At 44.2% G+C, this 16,705-nt stretch carries 16 protein-coding genes and 1 pseudogene; 9 read left to right on the forward strand and 8 right to left on the reverse strand.

Annotated features, from left to right (window positions below):
• Positions 1-61: 61 nt before the first annotated feature.
• On the forward strand, positions 62-670 hold the full coding sequence (locus OO774_RS16340; protein WP_264907544.1) for an AraC family transcriptional regulator: 609 nt from the start codon (positions 62-64) through the stop codon (positions 668-670).
• A 91-nt stretch (positions 671-761) separates the two neighbouring features.
• Here OO774_RS16340 and OO774_RS16345 read toward each other — a convergent pair whose 3' ends face one another.
• Both OO774_RS16345 and OO774_RS16350 read right to left on the reverse strand, forming a co-directional pair.
• Positions 762-1,244 carry a hypothetical protein gene (locus OO774_RS16345; RefSeq protein ID WP_264908708.1) on the reverse strand — a complete coding sequence of 161 codons (483 nt, stop codon included), beginning with the start codon at positions 1,242-1,244 and terminating at the stop codon, positions 762-764.
• Between the two features lie 14 nt (positions 1,245-1,258).
• Positions 1,259-1,792 carry a nicotinate-nicotinamide nucleotide adenylyltransferase gene (locus OO774_RS16350; RefSeq protein WP_264907546.1) on the reverse strand — a complete coding sequence of 178 codons (534 nt, stop codon included), beginning with the start codon at positions 1,790-1,792 and terminating at the stop codon, positions 1,259-1,261.
• 215 nt (positions 1,793-2,007) lie between these two features.
• On the opposite strand from OO774_RS16350, the gene nadE reads away from it, so the two are divergent.
• On the forward strand, positions 2,008-2,838 hold the full coding sequence (gene nadE, locus OO774_RS16355) for an ammonia-dependent NAD(+) synthetase (RefSeq protein WP_264907548.1): 831 nt from the start codon (positions 2,008-2,010) through the stop codon (positions 2,836-2,838).
• A gap of 79 nt (positions 2,839-2,917) precedes the next feature.
• Here the strand turns inward: nadE and OO774_RS16360 are convergent, their stop codons facing one another.
• On the reverse strand, positions 2,918-4,735 hold the full coding sequence (locus tag OO774_RS16360) for a hybrid-cluster NAD(P)-dependent oxidoreductase (RefSeq protein ID WP_264907549.1): 1,818 nt from the start codon (positions 4,733-4,735) through the stop codon (positions 2,918-2,920).
• A gap of 199 nt (positions 4,736-4,934) precedes the next feature.
• Between OO774_RS16360 and OO774_RS16365 the strand changes: the two genes are divergently transcribed.
• Together OO774_RS16365 and pyrC are read left to right on the forward strand one after the other, a co-directional pair.
• Positions 4,935-5,099: a YqaE/Pmp3 family membrane protein gene (locus OO774_RS16365; RefSeq protein WP_237313866.1), complete on the forward strand. Its 165-nt coding sequence runs from the start codon at positions 4,935-4,937 to the stop codon at positions 5,097-5,099.
• Positions 5,100-5,257: 158 nt separating this feature from the next.
• A complete protein-coding gene (gene pyrC, locus OO774_RS16370; protein WP_264907551.1) occupies positions 5,258-6,286 on the forward strand; it encodes a dihydroorotase in 1,029 nt (342 codons plus the stop codon).
• 90 nt (positions 6,287-6,376) lie between these two features.
• On the opposite strand, the gene OO774_RS16375 is transcribed toward pyrC, so the two are convergent.
• A complete protein-coding gene (locus tag OO774_RS16375) occupies positions 6,377-7,282 on the reverse strand; it encodes a DUF808 domain-containing protein (RefSeq protein ID WP_264907553.1) in 906 nt (301 codons plus the stop codon).
• A 187-nt stretch (positions 7,283-7,469) separates the two neighbouring features.
• On the opposite strand from OO774_RS16375, the gene OO774_RS16380 reads away from it, so the two are divergent.
• On the forward strand, positions 7,470-8,399 hold the full coding sequence (locus tag OO774_RS16380) for a M14 family metallocarboxypeptidase (RefSeq protein ID WP_264907554.1): 930 nt from the start codon (positions 7,470-7,472) through the stop codon (positions 8,397-8,399).
• Positions 8,400-8,617: 218 nt separating this feature from the next.
• Positions 8,618-9,232 carry a 3'-5' exonuclease gene (locus OO774_RS16385; RefSeq protein WP_264907556.1) on the forward strand — a complete coding sequence of 205 codons (615 nt, stop codon included), beginning with the start codon at positions 8,618-8,620 and terminating at the stop codon, positions 9,230-9,232.
• A 251-nt stretch (positions 9,233-9,483) separates the two neighbouring features.
• Here the strand turns inward: OO774_RS16385 and OO774_RS16390 are convergent, their stop codons facing one another.
• Both OO774_RS16390 and OO774_RS16395 read right to left on the reverse strand, forming a co-directional pair.
• A complete protein-coding gene (locus OO774_RS16390) occupies positions 9,484-10,821 on the reverse strand; it encodes a 6-phospho-alpha-glucosidase (RefSeq protein ID WP_014233669.1) in 1,338 nt (445 codons plus the stop codon).
• A gap of 80 nt (positions 10,822-10,901) precedes the next feature.
• Positions 10,902-12,527 carry an alpha-glucoside-specific PTS transporter subunit IIBC gene (locus OO774_RS16395; protein WP_264907558.1) on the reverse strand — a complete coding sequence of 542 codons (1,626 nt, stop codon included), beginning with the start codon at positions 12,525-12,527 and terminating at the stop codon, positions 10,902-10,904.
• A gap of 288 nt (positions 12,528-12,815) precedes the next feature.
• On the opposite strand from OO774_RS16395, the gene OO774_RS16400 reads away from it, so the two are divergent.
• Positions 12,816-13,520 (forward strand): GntR family transcriptional regulator, encoded by a 705-nt coding sequence (locus OO774_RS16400; protein WP_264907560.1) that lies wholly within the window; start codon positions 12,816-12,818, stop codon positions 13,518-13,520.
• Here OO774_RS16400 and OO774_RS16405 read toward each other — a convergent pair.
• Positions 13,504-13,707, reverse strand: a pseudogene (locus OO774_RS16405) (hypothetical protein); the annotation flags it as partial. The gene OO774_RS16400 and the pseudogene OO774_RS16405 overlap by 17 nt on opposite strands.
• A 37-nt stretch (positions 13,708-13,744) precedes the next feature.
• Here OO774_RS16405 and OO774_RS16410 point away from each other — a divergent pair.
• On the forward strand, positions 13,745-15,505 hold the full coding sequence (locus OO774_RS16410; protein WP_264907562.1) for an ABC transporter ATP-binding protein/permease: 1,761 nt from the start codon (positions 13,745-13,747) through the stop codon (positions 15,503-15,505).
• A gap of 614 nt (positions 15,506-16,119) precedes the next feature.
• Positions 16,120-16,464 (forward strand): hypothetical protein, encoded by a 345-nt coding sequence (locus OO774_RS16415; protein WP_140319048.1) that lies wholly within the window; start codon positions 16,120-16,122, stop codon positions 16,462-16,464.
• A 47-nt stretch (positions 16,465-16,511) separates the two neighbouring features.
• On the opposite strand, the gene OO774_RS16420 is transcribed toward OO774_RS16415, so the two are convergent.
• Positions 16,512-16,667, reverse strand: coding sequence for a hypothetical protein (locus tag OO774_RS16420; protein WP_264907566.1), 156 nt, complete (start codon positions 16,665-16,667; stop codon positions 16,512-16,514).
• Positions 16,668-16,705 lie beyond the last annotated feature (38 nt).

Raw genomic sequence — 16,705 nt, forward strand, 5'->3', positions numbered from 1 at the left:
CCGGTTGGAATCCTGTAGGTTTAGCGTTACGCTTAGCGCCCAAAAATCACTGGTAATCATAATGAACTACGCAATTGAATTTCACGACACTAATTACCCTTTTCTTAATGTTACTGCGCGCAAAAAAGCACTAAAGCACAGTTTGTTATCTGTGATTGAAGGGTTAGTGATCATTAAATTGGGTAAGCATGAGTATGCCATTGAACCAGGTCAGTTTTTTTGGATTCCTCAGGGATGTTTGAGCTCCCTCACCTTTTTGCCTAATACTCGTGTGCATCGCTGTGATTTTTCTGTGCGGTTGAGCGATGACTTTACTCAGCAAGCAGGTTTCATTAAGCCATCCGCCTTACTAAAAGCTTTACTCGACAAGTTGGCGACCGTCGAATCACGTTCGGATATCCAGCTAGACTTACTCGCAGTAATAAAGCACGAAGTTGGTACGATTTCTCCCACTCTTTCCAGCTCAGAATTAAGCAAAGCGATCAATCAGTGGCAACCTGGGGGTGAAGTACGTATATCAAGAGAGTTGTGCCTAGTACTCACATTGCGTGAAGCAAGAAAGATGAAGTTATCAGGGAAAAAAGATGCAGATATTGTAGAAGTGCTTTTTGCAGGAAATAGCGAAGAGTATGAGCAACTTTGTTTCTTGGTTTTTGGCGAGCCTTTATAACTACTTATTTAAGTAATTTATACACCAAACAATCCCCGTCGATGAAAACAAAAAAGCGTACATCCGTTGAGGTGCGCTTTTATTCATATTTTCAGAATGGTAACTCTATCTGCATCATCCAGTCGGCGTCATAGTAATCGTGCCAACGGTAGTCCAATCGCATTCTAGGCTCACCATCTCTCTTATCGCCAAAACCGATGCTAAACATCAGACCATGATTACGAATCCACTCTTCCGTCGTCATCTTACTTTCTTCTTCTAAGAGCTCTTCAGGCATCCAGATACCAAGGCCGAAGTAGTTCTTCTCTAGATTCTGAGTGAGAATTGGTGTTTCGTATTGTGTAAAAGCCCACTCTTCCCAATAATTTTGTGTGGGTCCATCCAGTTCGACTTCTGGCACATACCAACTCAAAGTGTTAGCACCGAATACACCAGTGCTATCAAACAGTTCTTCACAAATAAGCATGGTGTTGTCAGCAAAAACCACCGATCGATCAGAAAAATAGTTACATGCTAAACAGGCTTGCGGATTTACAAGCAGTATGCACGTACCAAATACGGCTAATCTGACCATGAACATTTGACCTCTCAGTTACCAGATAATGTTTCTCTATATAAACCTTGGTTGAGCAAGAGTTCACTGACTGTTAACGTAGTGAAGGCACTGATGTCTTTTCCTTCCATCAACGCATTTCGAATATCTGTACTTCTAATTTTTATTTTTTCAGGGCACGCCATGACGGTCCAACGCTCGGTAATCTCTTGAGCTTTATAAAATTTAGCAAATTTGAAAAAATTGTCAGGGCCAATGACAAAAGTTAAATCGTCCGTCGAATGAATTTCTTGAATTTTGTCTAATAACGCATATGTCGTCACACTTTGCCCAGGTTGGTATAAAGCTTGCTCTACGTTCGAGCGTTGAACATTTGAAAGCCCGATATCTTTGATAAACGCATCAACCAACTTGCACCGCGTTGGGTAATCCAACATTTCCTTGCCCCATGCGTGTGCGATGCTGGGCTCAAGAAGCACAAGATCAAAATGGCTCAGAGACTCAATAACACTTTTGTGGCCTAAGCTAGGTGGATTAAATGCGCTACCAAAAATGGCAATTTTTTTCATATCCGGCGATTACCTGGTTTAAGAGAGTTTTCTAATTTAATGATTTCGGTATGATACTACTAATCTTTAAAGCTTTTTGACACTAAAGCGTTGTTTGTGCACCTCAATTGGACAGTTTGTCACCATTTGTGCGTAATCAACCCATTGCTCTAACTAGTTTTGGTCAATATCAACGCTGTTTGTGTCTGATATATTTGCAGGAAAAGGAACCCTAAATGGAACAATCCATCCGTGATGAAATGCGTGTACTCCCTTCTATTGATCCGCATTTCGAAATTGAACGCCGTGTTGCTTTCATAAAACGTAAACTACAAGAAGCTGGTTGTAAGTCTCTCGTGCTTGGCATCAGTGGCGGTGTTGACTCGACCACGTGCGGTCGCCTTGCCCAACTTGCAGTCAATGAACTCAATGAAGCCAGCGGCAGTAAAGACTACCAATTCATCGCGGTTCGTCTGCCTTACGGTGAGCAAAAAGATGAAGATGAAGCGCAACTTGCATTATCGTTTATTCAACCGACACATTCGGTATCAGTAAATATCAAGCAAGGTGTTGACGGTATGCACGCCGCTTCTAACTTTGCGCTTGAGGGGACTGGTCTGCTACCAACTGACGCAGCGAAAGTAGATTTTGTGAAAGGTAATGTAAAAGCGCGCGCTCGAATGGTCGCACAATACGAGATCGCGGGTTATGTGGGTGGCCTAGTCATCGGCACGGATCACTCGGCAGAAAACATAACTGGCTTCTACACGAAGTTTGGTGATGGTGCATGTGACCTTGCTCCCCTGTTTGGTTTGAGCAAGCGTCAAGTACGTGAAGTGGCAGCAACATTAGGCGCACCAGAACTACTGGTGAAAAAGACGCCAACGGCAGATTTGGAAGAGCTTGCACCGCAAAAAGCGGACGAAGATGCGTTGAATCTGACTTACGATCAAATCGATGACTTCCTGGAAGGCAAGCCAGTTTCACAGCAAGTGAGTGATCGTCTGGTTGCGATTTACAGCGCAACACAGCACAAACGTCAGCCTATCCCGACGATTTACGATTAAATCATCATTGCTTCACTGACACGACTCATATAAAAAAACGCTGCTCAAGGGCAGCGTTTTTATTGCATATTCTAACAAGCTAGTCCGTCACCGTAACATCGCTTTCAGGAACCGCGCAGCACGCTAATACCGTCCCCATTGCTCGTTCTTCATCGCTTAACGCTGGAACATGCGGGTGGTCTACTTTTCCTGACTTTAATTGCACTTTACACGAACCACACAATCCAGCGCGGCAACTATTGCTGATCTCCTTGCCTGCGTCTTCTAACTGATCAAGAAGGGTTCTCTGATTGTTCCCCGTGAATGTAGAACCGTTGAATTCGATTTCAATGCTTTTCTCTGCTTTTGTCTTCACAGGAATCACGCCAAATGCTTCCTGATGGTAACTGTCTTCTGGTAGCCCCTTTTTCAACAATAGGTTCTTCGCTTTTTGCATAAAGCCATCAGGGCCACAAACAAACACCTGACGCTGCTCCGCATCTTTAATCTGTTTGATGTGCGAAAGGCTGAGGCGACCTTTCAATCCAAACCAATCGATCGCAGGCTGAGTCAGGCAGAATTTTACCTCTAGTCCCGGATGCTCGCGCTTCAGTTGTTCCAGTTCAGCTCGGCAAGGAATGTCTTTTTCTGTGCGACACTGATGGTAGAACACCACGTCATCTAATTGCTTGTGATCGGCTAAATAACGCACCATCGACAACATCGGCGTAACACCGCTTCCCGCAGAAAGCAATAACAGACGTTGAGTATGATGCGGTTTAAGATGAAACTCGCCATCTGGGTTTTCCGCTTCTAGTACGTCGCCAACCTGAAGATTATCCAACAATGCGTTAGACACGCGTCCGCCAGAAATTCTTTTCACTGAAATCGCATAGCGTCCAAGGCGAGAAGGACTAGAGGAGAGCGTATAACGTCTGCCAATCTTTTTACCATCGACTTCAATGTCAATCGGCAAATGCTGACCCGGCAAGTAATTAGGTAACTGACCTTTACTCGGTTCGAGCCAAAACGTCACAAAATCTTGTGCTATTTCTTCACGTTCGACGCAAGTTAACGACAAACACATCGGTGAGTTGTCCTCATAAAACTCAGGTTCTTTGTATTCCAGCACTTCAACTTTATCGCCTTGACGAATAATGCCTTCATTACGCGCCACAAGATTTTGCCCGAAAAAGACCCCGCCTCGCTCATTGGCACGGAACTGTTGTAGCGTCTTCAGCGGCTCTTTGCTCTCGCGGAACGTACCTCTTTGCGTATTGACCGTCGTAAGAATGCAACGCTCACAAGGCTTGAGTGACTCGAATTCCACCTCGCCGATGCGAATTCGCTTCCAAGAATCCTCTTCAAATGGTTTTGTATCTGCAACGACCAGATTGGTACGGAACTGATCCATAGAGTGCTGCTCGGAACTTCTTTTGTTCAGTTCATCAAGCGAAGCCTGACTAATGACCAAAACCGGATACCCATCAGCAAAGCTCACATTATGACCAAACTTTTCGCGCACGCGGTTCGATTGCTCACCACAAAAAAGCAACTCGACTCGCTGCCCCAATACACTGGTAAACCAGTCATCGGCTTCATCGGTTGTGGTGTAGGCGGTAAACGTGTCATTCCAAACTGTTGCCGACGTTTCCTGCATTTTGAAATCTTGGTAGCGGATTTTAAGCGGCTCCATACCTAGGGCGCTAAACACCACACCATCGGCGAGTATCGCTGATTTCACGGTGACCATTTGTGGGTATTTCCTTGCGGTGATCATCGAGCCATCTGCTTTGGCAAGCATAAAACGGCGATCAAAGCTTAAGCCTTGCTTTTCTACCCATGCAGACGAGAGAGCTACCCCTCCAACTGATTTAACCGGAAAGACATTTATTTGCGATAAAGTGGGTTGTGACATGGCCTTCTTCCTGAGGTGCATTTTATTTATTGCTCTATTGTAAGGAGAAGTCTTGACTAATGTAAGGAGTCAACTTAACTAAATCTAAACATTGCATTTTTTACAATACGCTGACTAAACACCAATTGATACAATGTGACACAAGACACATAATTCGCCACTCTTTTGACATCAACGATAAATTGACTAGAGGCTTATCATGGATACTAGAAAACTCGTTCTAATTTTACTGTGTATCTTTCTTCCACCTGTCGCGGTGTACATGGAAAGAGGGTTCAATAAAGACTTCTTCATCAACTTGATCCTAACCTTTTTCTTCTTCCTGCCAGGTACAATTCATGCGCTTTGGTTAACCATGAAATAACGCGTAGGGCTTCCCCAGTCGTAGAAAAGTGAAAAATGGGGTGAAATGTGGAGTCAATTCCTCTATCATCCTGTCGCCTAAGCGCAAGCGTTTGCTAAAAGCGTAACTGCTTCGTTTAGGCTCCAATCAGACAACTTTTTCAATGGTGGGAGCAATTAATGACAACACTGACTATTACTCGTCCTGACGACTGGCACGTTCACTTACGCGATGGGGAAGTCCTTAAAGACACCGTTCGCGATATCAGCCGCTACAACGGTCGCGCACTGATCATGCCAAACACCGTCCCACCTGTTACCAACACTGAAATGGCGCTAGCCTACCGAGATAGAATCCTTAAAGAACAACACGGCGAGCAATTTGAACCATTAATGTCGCTGTACCTAACCGATAACACCACTCCAGACGAAATTCGTGCCGCCAAAGCAACTGGCAAAATTGTTGCAGCAAAACTTTACCCAGCAGGCGCAACCACCAACTCAGACTCTGGCGTGACCAATGCAAAGAACATCTACCACGTTCTGGAAGCAATGGAAGAAGTCGGCATGCTACTGTTGGTTCATGGCGAAGTCACACATCACGATGTTGATATCTTCGACCGTGAAAAAGAGTTCCTTGATACGGTTCTTGCTCCTATCGTTAGTGATTTCCCAAATCTAAAAATTGTTCTGGAACACATCACCACCGCTGACGCAGCTAACTTCGTTAAAAACGCGTCTGATAACGTTGCGGCGACAATCACTGCTCACCACCTACTTTTCAACCGCAACCACATGCTTGTCGGTGGCATTAAGCCTCACTTCTACTGTCTGCCAATCCTGAAGCGCAATACCCACCAGCAAGCGCTGATTGAAGCGGCAACAAGCGGTAGTAAGAAGTTCTTCCTGGGTACAGATTCAGCGCCACACGCAAAAGGCGCGAAAGAATCGGCTTGTGGCTGTGCGGGTTCATACACAGCACACGCAGCCGTTGAGCTTTATGCTGAGGTATTTGACAAAGAAGGTAAACTGGAAAACCTGGAAGCATTTGCAAGCTTCAATGGCCCAGATTTCTACGGTATTGCTCGTAACACCGACACAATTACCTTAGAAAAAGCCTCTTGGGATGTGCCAGAAACAATGCCGTTTGGCAATGACATCGTTGTGCCTATCCGCGCGAACGAACAGATTGAATGGCAAGTTAAATAAGCGCTTCACTTAGATAACGCTCACAAATTAAAAAGGGTCATGGCTTTCTATCAATAAAAGAAGTCATGACCCTTGTTGTTTTTGGTGAGCTTAATTCCCACGCACCTTTTCTATCAATGTCCAGGCACCAACGACAAGCAAACCGGCAACAAATCCGATAAGACCGTTGAGTAAGATCGGTAATACTGCGGTGGCAAAAGAGTGGCCACTAAAGTCCATCAGAATTGGCTCTACAAAGTGATGAATGGCTGGCACATTGTGAACAATAATGCCGCCACCAACCAAAAACATCGCTGCTGTGCCCACTATGGTTAGCAATCTCATCAACTTGGGTGCAAAAGTTACCAGTGCGTTGCCGACTTTTGCCATGAAGCCTTTTCCTTTCGCGCGAACCTCAAGGTACAAGCCCAAGTCATCCAGCTTAACTATCCCAGCGACTAAGCCATAAACACCAATAGTCATCACTATCGCAATCAGGCTCACCACAATAACCTGAGTGACAAAACTGGCTTCTGAAACCGTCCCTAAAGCGATCACGATAATTTCAGCTGAGAGAATAAAATCGGTACGAATCGCCCCATTCACTTTCCGCTTCTCGAACGCTTCAACCGACTCCCCAGTATCCAGCACTTCTTCTTTGTCTTCATGTGAGTGAGCATGGGGAAAGAGTTTCTCTAGTACTTTCTCTGTGCCTTCAAAGCAGAGGAAGAGACCACCAAGCAGAAGCAATGGCATGATCAACCAAGGAATAATGGCACTAATAAGTAATGCAGAGGGTACCAAAATCAATTTGTTCTTAAACGATCCCTTGGCAACAGCCCAAACCACAGGTATTTCACGTTCAGAGGCAACACCTTGTACCTGCTGGGCGTTCAATGCTAAATCATCTCCTAACACACCTGCTGTCTTTTTTGCCGCCACTTTTGACATCACCGCGATGTCATCGAGTACCGTGGCAATGTCATCTAACAGTGTGAGTAAACTTGCTCCAGCCATTTTTTATCTCTTTAAATGCAATTAGTTACATTAAATCTAGTAAAAATTAAAATGTATCACCACAAATATGCTCAGCAAAGTGATTATCTGGCAAAGATTATGATAATGGACGGTATTTTATATTGCTGTCGAGATAAGACACGTCTAGTCTTGTCTTACCTTTGAGTAAACAAAAGAAAAAGTATAGATGAAAAGCGGATACACTTACCCAATTGGTACCCCAGGACAACCTTGGGGCGAAGCTGAACGTAAAGCCTGGTTAGCCGAACGCGATGTAAAACGCAGCTATCAGGAAGAAGTTGTCAGTAAAATCGACGCACTTCGCGACCGTTTTGATGTCGAGCAATACGGAGCGCTCTCATATGACGAAGATCGTTTCCCACTGTTTTGCATCAAAACACGCAACTGGGATTCAGCAAAACCTGTTGTTCTTGTCACTGGTGGCGTGCACGGCTACGAAACCAGTGGTGTACATGGAGCATTAAAATTCGTGGACACTGAAGCTGAGCGTTACGCAGAGCACTTCAATATCGTTGTTGCGCCATGCGTGAGTCCTTGGGGTTATGAGGTGATTAACCGTTGGAACCCAAACGCGATTGACCCGAACCGCTCTTTCTATGCAAACAGCCCTGCGGAAGAATCCGCGAACCTTAGCCAGCTTGTTGCGACACTGGGCGATGTGTTAATGCACATTGATCTTCACGAAACGACTGACTCGGATGAAACAGAGTTCCGCCCTGCTTTAGCCGCTCGCGATGGTATTGAATACATCGAAGGTTTGATTCCAGACGGCTTTTACACCGTCGGAGACACTGAAAATCCACAACCAGAGTTCCAAAAAGCGGTGATTGAATCGGTAGCGAAAGTGACGCACATCGCCCCTGCGGACGATCAAGGCGAAATCATCGGCTCACCTGTTGTTCAATTTGGCGTGATCAACTACCCGATGGTGAAACTGGGATTATGTGGCGGTGTGACAAACTGCCAATATGGTACGACAACTGAAGTCTACCCAGATAGCGCAAAAGTCACTGACGAAGAATGTAATGATGCTCAGGTTGCAGCGGTTGTAGGCGGACTGGATTACGTTCTGTCACAGCTCAAGCCCACAGTGTAAGCTGCTCATATCTTAATTTCATTCCAATAAGTTACAGCTTTCACTTTCATACAGTGCCCTACTATGAAAGTGGAAGCTTTCCTTTTATCAGGCTAAGACGACAACGCATTATTCAATGCCAGAAACACACTCAACTTGTGTTCATGGCAGCGCATCACCTTTATTTTTCTAGCGCTTTCTAGGATACTCTGCACATTATTTTTTAGTTGGAAAACTTCATGCCTCAAGCAAATTCCGTGGTTGTGCTCGACTTTGAAACCACTGGCCTCTCTCCTAACCTTGGTGATCGCGCAATTGAAATTGGAGCGGTTAAATTAGTTGATGGTGAGGTTGTCGATAGTTTTCAGCAACTCATGAATCCTGGCTTCAGAGTAAGCTCATTCATTGAAAGTTATACTGGCATCACCAATAACATGTTACGCACTGCACCAAGCTGCGATGAGGTGATGGCATCGTTTAGTGAGTTCATTGCCGATGAAAACCTCATCGCTCACAACGCCTCGTTCGATAAACGATTTCTCGACGCAGAGCTTGAGAGAGTCAACAAAGGCTATTCAGGAGAGTTCGCTTGTTCTTTACTGGTGGCAAGACGACTGATTCAAGATGCGCCGTCACACAAACTAGGCGAGCTCGTTCGCTATAAAAACATCGAAAACGACGGTGTTTTTCACCGTGCGTTAGCAGATGCACAAATGACGGCCAAACTTTGGCTTCAAATGGTCGTGGAGGTAGAGCAATCAGGAATCGCCAAGCCCAGCTTTCAGTTTATGCAAACCGTTAGTAAGACAGCAAAAGGTAAAGTGGACCTGTTACTCGCTAGAAGTCGTGTTTAGCTAACTCTTACTCAACGCTTCATACGTGTCGGCTAATACGTCCCTGACTAGCAGTTGTACATGAATGAGCAAAGCACTTCCCAATCTCTCTGACTTGGTATTAATCAAAGTATTGTTTTCTGTGTTCATCGCCTCGACAGGTTAATTTTCATGGCTGGGAATGTATTCTATGTCAGATCTGCGAGTATTTTGATATTTTTACAACCACAAAAAATGCCCTGTACTGGCAGGGCATTTTTGGTTACTAGTGATTATTTCATTTCCACCCAGTACTCTTTATTCGCTTCAAGTAAATCTTCTAAGATATCTTTCGCGACTTTTGCACTTGGAATAGTCGCGGACAGTGTCAACGCTTGCCACAATTTTTGTTTAGAGCCTTCTACGTGTGCTTGAACCACCAATTTTTCTACCGACACTTGTTGGTTCATCATGCCTTTTTGGAACTCTGGGATTTCACCAATTTGTAGAGGTTTTGCCCCCGTATTATCGACAATACATGGGATCTCAACCATCGCCGTTGGATCAAAGTTACTAATCGCACCATTGTTCGGCACAATAAGCAACATACGCTCCTTGGTGTTAAACGCGATGGCTGTCGCTAAGTCAACAATGTATGAAGCGTGCTCTTCCACTTCGATGGTCGTATCTGTCGCAGTGCCATTAGCGATAATGCGGTGACACTCGGTAAACACTTCCTTCTCACGACCTTCCATAACTTCGTTTGCACGGGTGTGCTCTTTGTTCGAGTGTTCTACGACGTAATCAGGGTACATATAGTATTTCAGGTACGTGTTTGGAATGGTTTCTGGGTCAAGCGCATACACATCGCGAACTTTAATAAAAGTCTCCTTCCAGGATTCATCGGTATGCTGAGTGCCATTCATCGCACTTGGTGGCAAATAACCATACTCTGTGATGTATTCTTTGATACGCGGCATAAGATCTTCACCTGTTGCTGCGTCTTTGAATTCTTTCCACCAACCAAAATGGTTAAGGCCGTAGTACATAATGTCGAACTGTTTACGATCATCGTAACCGAGGATCTCTGCAATACGAGTCTCAATACCGATAGGCATGTCACAGATATTCAGTACTTTTGAGTTAGGACGCATTACACGGCACGCTTCTGCAACAATTGCGGCTGGGTTTGAGTAGTTCAACATCCAAGCATTTGGCGAGTATTTCTCCATGTAATCAATCAATTCGATGACTGCAGGAATAGATCGCAGACCATAAGCCATACCACCAGCACCACATGTTTCTTGCCCTACACAGCCGTGACGCAGTGGGATTTTCTCATCTTGCTCACGCATTGCATATAGACCTGCTCTAATGTGAGCCATACAGAAATCAATATCGGTAAACGCTTCTTCTGGATCCGTTGTGTAAGAAAATTCGATATGCGGTGCACGTTCTTTCAGTAAAATTTTACACGCTTCCGCCACGGTTTCCTGACGCGACGCAAAGTTATCGTAGAACTTCAGTTGACGGATAGGAAAACGCTCCTGGTTTTCTAGCAGCATCATGACGATGCCAGGAGTAAATGTTGAACCGCCGCCTGCAATAACAACTGAGAATTCTTTTTTCATAATATGCCTCTCTTTTTTCGGGCGACGCTTCCGCCGCCCCTACAATACTGGTTTAAAATTCTTTGATTAATCGTCTGGTCTTAACGAGCCGGGCTAAGCGTTAGTTCCGATGCTTGTAGTTCTGGCTCATACTCATTAACAATCTTTTCGCACTCCTCACGTAACTGGGGCACATTCAAACCGATGATGACTTGCACGGCATTGCCACTTTTAACTAAGTTCACCGCGCCAGTACTCATGAAATATTCAGCGGATTCGACTTGCTCTGCGTCTTTCACTGTCACGCGTAAACGAGTCGCACAATTACTTAAGTCGGCTATGTTTTTGACACCGCCTAAGCCATGAATGGTCTCAAATGCTTGGATTTGCAGTGGGCTGGCACCTTGATTACCTTTGCCCGTAATTCCGTATTTTTTATTAAAGTCTTCTTTGGAATGCAGTTTCATCTCGGCTTCACCTCGACCTGCAATTGGTACATCGAACTTAACGATTAGGTATTTAAATACGAAGTAGTAGAGAACGGTAAAACACAAGCCAATCGCGATTTGCGTCACCACCATACTGGTATGGTTACCTAGCAGTGGGATCCAGGTACCCGTTGCAAATTCAATTAAGCCGCCGCCCATGTTGCCTACCACACCAAAGCTATACATCACCATTGCCATAGTGCCTGCGAGCACTGCGTGAATGGCGAATAGCCATGGAGCAATAAAGAGGAAAGTGAATTCAAGCGGCTCTGTAATTCCAACCATCACGGCAGTTAATGTCGCAGGGATGAGTAAGGCAGCAACCTTTTTACGGTTTTCTGGTTTAGCCGTGTGGTACATCGCGAGTGCGATACCTGTGCAGCCAAAAATCTTGGAGTTACCGTGTAATGCAAATCCACCAGCAGGGAAAAGGTCTTGCATAGATTGGCTAGATTGAGTGAACACTTCTAGATTGGTAAACCAGTCCACAGCAATTCCATTTGGCGTTGCCACATTACCGAACACAAATGGGGCATACACAAAGTGATGTAAACCTGTTGGGATTAAGATGCGCTCCAGAAAAGTATATAACCACACACCAAAGGAACCCGAATCAACCATAAAGTTCTGTAAATTTAAAATCCCATGTTGAATTGAAGGCCACACATACAATGTTAACCAAGCAGAAGGAAGCATAGCGAAGAACGAAAGCATCGCTACAAAAGAAGCACCTTGGAAAATGCCTAAATATGCGGGTAGCTGTTTTTCGAAGGTACGGTTATGAATCCAGGTAACCAAAGCGGAGATTATAATGGCACCAAAAATACCAGTATCGATGGTTTTAATGCCCGCAATTTCGGTCAATCCTGAAGTTCCACCGATAGGTTGAGAAAAGTCGACACCAAAAAACTCTCCCCAGAAACCTCCCATCGCGCCAATAAAGTAGTTGAAGGATAAGTACGAAACCATCACAACCATGGCAGCTCTGGCATGAGCGGTTTTAGCTAAACCAATTGGTAATCCAACGGCAAACAATAGCGCCATATTTCGGAAGATGGTCCAGCCACCTTCTTCAATAACTTGTAACACTTGATAATAAAGGCCGCTTTTATCGGCTAAATCACCAACAAAAACCGGGTTTTTAAGAACAATGGTTAGCCCTACTAAGATCCCGACAAACGGAAATAGTAAAACTGGGGTAAACATCGCTCCGCCTAAACGTTGTATCGCACTCAACATGGCAGGATCCTTAATTTGTTATTTATTCATCTTCACAGTGTTCCGTCTTTCGACACATTCAAATTACTCCCAGACACAAAAAGAGACAAATTAAATACAAGCAAAACGTGATCAAATACAAATAAAAGATATGCTTTGAGAAAAAGCTCACAAAACATGACCTATAGATAATCTTTATACGTATACTGTGTGCTTTAAAACCGAATAATTGCGATACAACTCAATAAAGGTTATTGATTTGTATTATTTGCGATGTGATAATTTCATCAGAAATTAGAGAGGTAACTTATGCTGTATAAACAAGTCATGCAGGAGCTAAAAAACCGAATTGATTCCGATGAATTCGCGATTGGTGACACGCTTCCAACTGAAAAGGCATTGGTTGATCAATACTCTGTCAGTCGCATTACCATCCGAAAAGCAATTCAAGAGTTAGTACAGCTTGGTTTGGTGGAAAAGCGTCAAGGGGCCGGAACGACCATAATTGGAAAAACCATGGTCGGCTCTATGCTGGAATTGAAAAGTACAAGTGAATACTTTACGGATGCCAGCAGCAGTCTTGAATACAAAATTGCTGAGTTTGCTTTTATTGATGCCGACGAAGATCTGGCAAAGATCTTACACATTGAAAGTGGTGAAAAGGTCTACTTTATCCGTCGTTTCAAGCTAATTAACGGCGTGCCTTCTGTTTACGAAGACTCATACATGCCAATGGCGATGTATCCCAAAATGAAGGTAATGTCTCTAGAAGGCTCTAAATACGCCTACCTAGAAAACGAACTCGGTTTTGAAATTGATGGCGCATTTCAAGACTTTGAGGCCATAATGCCCACTCAACACATGTGTGAGATACTAGGCGTAAATGAGAACAAGCCCTTATTGTGTATCTCATCCGTTGGTATTCTTAAAGATGGACGTGTGTTTGAATATACGCGCATTGTTTCGAAGCCAGAAACCATGTCTTACAAACATTATCTCAAACGCTGTAAATAACTGACCTACCGAGTATGATGATATGCACAGATCCCGGTACTCTAAAACAGTTACAAAGTAATTTGTCGCTGAAAACTCCCGATTCACAGGCAAAGTCATGAACATGACTAACTAGAATGAAACCACCACGATAATTGGGTAGTGCCTGTGTCAGCATGATTTTTGAGTCAAGATCGAGGTGGTTATCGGCTCATTTAGCAGTAACAAAGGTTTGTGGACCACTCATGAGCAGTAAAAATAACAAAAACCTCGGCATCCTTCTTAAACTAAATGCCTTTATTTCTCCCTATAAGTGGCGAGTTATCGCAGCCTTGGTTGCACTAGTCGCGACCGCAAGCCTGACGTTATCGGTTGGCTACGGGGTACGCATGCTGATCGACCAAGGGTTTGCTCAACAGTCATTACAAGATCTAACGAATGCGATTCAGTTTATTGTCGGTGTCACTCTGTGTATTGCCATCGGTACTTTCTTTCGCTTCTATCTTGTTTCATCAGTGGGTGAACGCGTTAGCGCTGATATTCGTCTCGCGGTGTTTAACCATGTTATTTCGCTGCACCCTAGTTATTTTGAGACCAACAGCAGTGGCGATATTATGTCGCGCCTCACCACTGACACCACTTTGTTGCAGAGCATTATTGGCTCGTCATTTTCGATGGCCATGCGCAGTGCCTTAATGTGCATTGGAGCCATCATTATGCTGTTTGCCACCAATTTTAAGCTCACGCTGATTGTACTTGCGTCTGTGCCACTCGTTTTGGTACCGATTTTGTTCTATGGACGGCGAGTGCGTGCACTATCCCGCCAAAGCCAAGACTCAATGGCCGATGTGGGTAGCTACGCAGGTGAAGCGATAGAGCATATTAAAACGGTACAAAGTTTTAGCTCAGAGCAACATGAAAAAGCCGCCTTTGCCGTTGAGGTGGAAAAAGCATTTGAGGTCGGAAGACAGCGTGTAAAACAACGCGCGATTTTAATATCTGGGGTCATTGTGATCGTGTTTAGCGCGATTGCTGGCATGCTTTGGGTCGGCGGCAGTGATGTCATCCACGGAAAAATGTCAGCCGGTGATCTAGCCGCATTTGTGTTTTATGCCATTATGGTCGCGTCCTCTACGGCAACCATTTCTGAAGTGCTTGGTGAGCTGCAAAGAGCTGCAGGTGCCACCGAAAGACTGATTGAGATTCTGCAAGTTGAAAGCGATATTAGTGCGCCAAACCATGCTTTACCGATAAGCGCAACAATGCCGGCGGAAGTTACTTTTAACTCGGTTAATTTCAACTACCCTTCTCGCCCTGACCAACCTGCTATTAAGGAACTATACCTCACTGCTGAACAAGGTAAAGTATTGGCGCTGGTTGGTACGTCGGGTGCGGGTAAAACGACACTATTCGAACTACTGCAACGTTTTTACGACCCACAGCAAGGCCAGGTTATGTATGGAGGCGTTGATATTCGCCAGTTCGACCCGAATGATCTTCGCCAACAGATGGCACTGGTACCACAACAGCCCGCTTTATTCAGCCACGACGTGTTCCACAACATTCGCTACGGCAACCCAGAAGCGACAGACGAGCAAGTTATCGAAGCTGCGAAAAAAGCACATGCACATGAGTTTATTGAGAAGCTACCTGAAGGCTATCGCAGCTTTTTAGGCGAGCGCGGAGTAAGGCTATCAGGAGGACAAAAACAGCGAATTGCGATTGCTCGTGCCATTCTGAAAGATCCGAAAATCCTACTGCTTGATGAAGCTACCAGTGCACTGGATAGCGAAAGTGAACATCATGTTCAGCAAGCACTTGAGGCGTTAATGAAAGGCCGTACCACACTGATCATTGCTCATCGCTTATCAACCATCCAACATGCAGATAAGATAGCGGTATTAGACGATGGCGCACTGGTCGATATTGGCAACCACCATTCATTGATGCAAAGCTGCGAGCTGTATCAACGACTGGTGGCGTTGCAATTTAAGCACTTGGAATAAACACATACGTAAGCTCGTTATCAATAGCAGGCTCAATGTTTATCAACTGAGTGTTGCTCACAGAGTCAAGCACCTTGACGACTATCAATCCATGAAATTTATTTAGACATTTTATGTTTTTAGTGTCATCACAGGGTGTAATAACTCGGCTTTGGACAAAACTTTCTCAGCTGTATTACTAAATTAGGATATAACGGATTAGCTGACATATGTGAAATTAATGCCACGCGTTGCGAATCACTCTAAATACTTTGTTATGTGCTAATTTAATGCAGCCCACTTGTTATTTAGTACCTTATAACTTGAACTAATTCGTAGCATTGTTGGTGGTGTTGTGCTGTCTGTAGGTAGAGGAAAAATCACTCGTATACCGCAACTTCTACTGGCTCCATTTGGTTTGCCTTCATGTACTCTTCAGCAGCCCCGTCCTCAGCCTCTTTACGATCGTTAGAGTCAGACGCCCTAACGTGAAGAAACGTCTCTGCTCTACTAAGACCATTGAAACATCTTTCTTTATTGAATACTCCAACAAAACTGCCGTTTCAATTAATTTTTCTCTCTAAAACATCGTGTTAAAATAGCTGATTATGCAACGAGTTTTTTATGGGGATGAAATGAAAATATTTGTTATTCTGGGTTTAATTGCAGTAGCGTTCTACTTTTACACCAGTGGCGATGAAGCCAAAATTAATAATCTTAGATCTGTAGAGTTCAGCGCCAAAAATCGGATTCTGACGATAGCAATAGATGATGATAGAGACTTGCAAACAAAAATCAGAATGGACGATAAAATCGAAGAAGCTGTGTTCCTTAATCAGCTGATTGATAAAGGCAAATCAATCTACGTCGACGGTAACTATCTTTACCAAGGCCGATGCCAACACGTTCAATTAGAATGGCAAAAAGGTGAGTTGTTCTTACCGAAATACTACAAGGTACTTTTGAATGAGGCCTGTTAAATGTTAAAAAAGGTTGGTGTTAACACACCAACCTTTTTCCTAGTTTGTTAACCAAAGATATATGCTGTTGTGAGCGGGCTTTGATATGACTGATTTGCTAGGTAAGTTAGCGTAGGATTCAGAACATCATGTGGATCTTTAATTTGGTTCTCAATTTCTTGCATGGCAATTGCACGGCCAACTTCGAGAATCCATCGAAGCATTTAGTTGCGTCGAATTACGCAACAAAGCCGTTGTATTG

Source organism: Vibrio sp. STUT-A11, from assembly GCF_026000435.1.
GTDB lineage: Bacteria > Pseudomonadota > Gammaproteobacteria > Enterobacterales > Vibrionaceae > Vibrio.

Excerpts from the sequence above, each read along its gene's own strand:
- OO774_RS16340 (WP_264907544.1), top strand. The coding sequence starts at position 62 with ATGAACTACGCAATTGAATTTCACGACACTAATTACCCTTTTCTTAAT.
- OO774_RS16345 (WP_264908708.1), bottom strand. The coding sequence starts at position 1,244 with ATGGTCAGATTAGCCGTATTTGGTACGTGCATACTGCTTGTAAATCCG.
- OO774_RS16350 (WP_264907546.1), bottom strand. The coding sequence starts at position 1,792 with ATGAAAAAAATTGCCATTTTTGGTAGCGCATTTAATCCACCTAGCTTA.
- nadE (WP_264907548.1), top strand. The coding sequence starts at position 2,008 with ATGGAACAATCCATCCGTGATGAAATGCGTGTACTCCCTTCTATTGAT.
- OO774_RS16360 (WP_264907549.1), bottom strand. The coding sequence starts at position 4,735 with ATGTCACAACCCACTTTATCGCAAATAAATGTCTTTCCGGTTAAATCA.
- OO774_RS16365 (WP_237313866.1), top strand. The coding sequence starts at position 4,935 with ATGGATACTAGAAAACTCGTTCTAATTTTACTGTGTATCTTTCTTCCA.
- pyrC (WP_264907551.1), top strand. The coding sequence starts at position 5,258 with ATGACAACACTGACTATTACTCGTCCTGACGACTGGCACGTTCACTTA.
- OO774_RS16375 (WP_264907553.1), bottom strand. The coding sequence starts at position 7,282 with ATGGCTGGAGCAAGTTTACTCACACTGTTAGATGACATTGCCACGGTA.
- OO774_RS16380 (WP_264907554.1), top strand. The coding sequence starts at position 7,470 with ATGAAAAGCGGATACACTTACCCAATTGGTACCCCAGGACAACCTTGG.
- OO774_RS16385 (WP_264907556.1), top strand. The coding sequence starts at position 8,618 with ATGCCTCAAGCAAATTCCGTGGTTGTGCTCGACTTTGAAACCACTGGC.
- OO774_RS16390 (WP_014233669.1), bottom strand. The coding sequence starts at position 10,821 with ATGAAAAAAGAATTCTCAGTTGTTATTGCAGGCGGCGGTTCAACATTT.
- OO774_RS16395 (WP_264907558.1), bottom strand. The coding sequence starts at position 12,527 with ATGTTGAGTGCGATACAACGTTTAGGCGGAGCGATGTTTACCCCAGTT.
- OO774_RS16400 (WP_264907560.1), top strand. The coding sequence starts at position 12,816 with ATGCTGTATAAACAAGTCATGCAGGAGCTAAAAAACCGAATTGATTCC.
- OO774_RS16410 (WP_264907562.1), top strand. The coding sequence starts at position 13,745 with ATGAGCAGTAAAAATAACAAAAACCTCGGCATCCTTCTTAAACTAAAT.
- OO774_RS16415 (WP_140319048.1), top strand. The coding sequence starts at position 16,120 with ATGAAAATATTTGTTATTCTGGGTTTAATTGCAGTAGCGTTCTACTTT.
- OO774_RS16420 (WP_264907566.1), bottom strand. The coding sequence starts at position 16,667 with ATGCTTCGATGGATTCTCGAAGTTGGCCGTGCAATTGCCATGCAAGAA.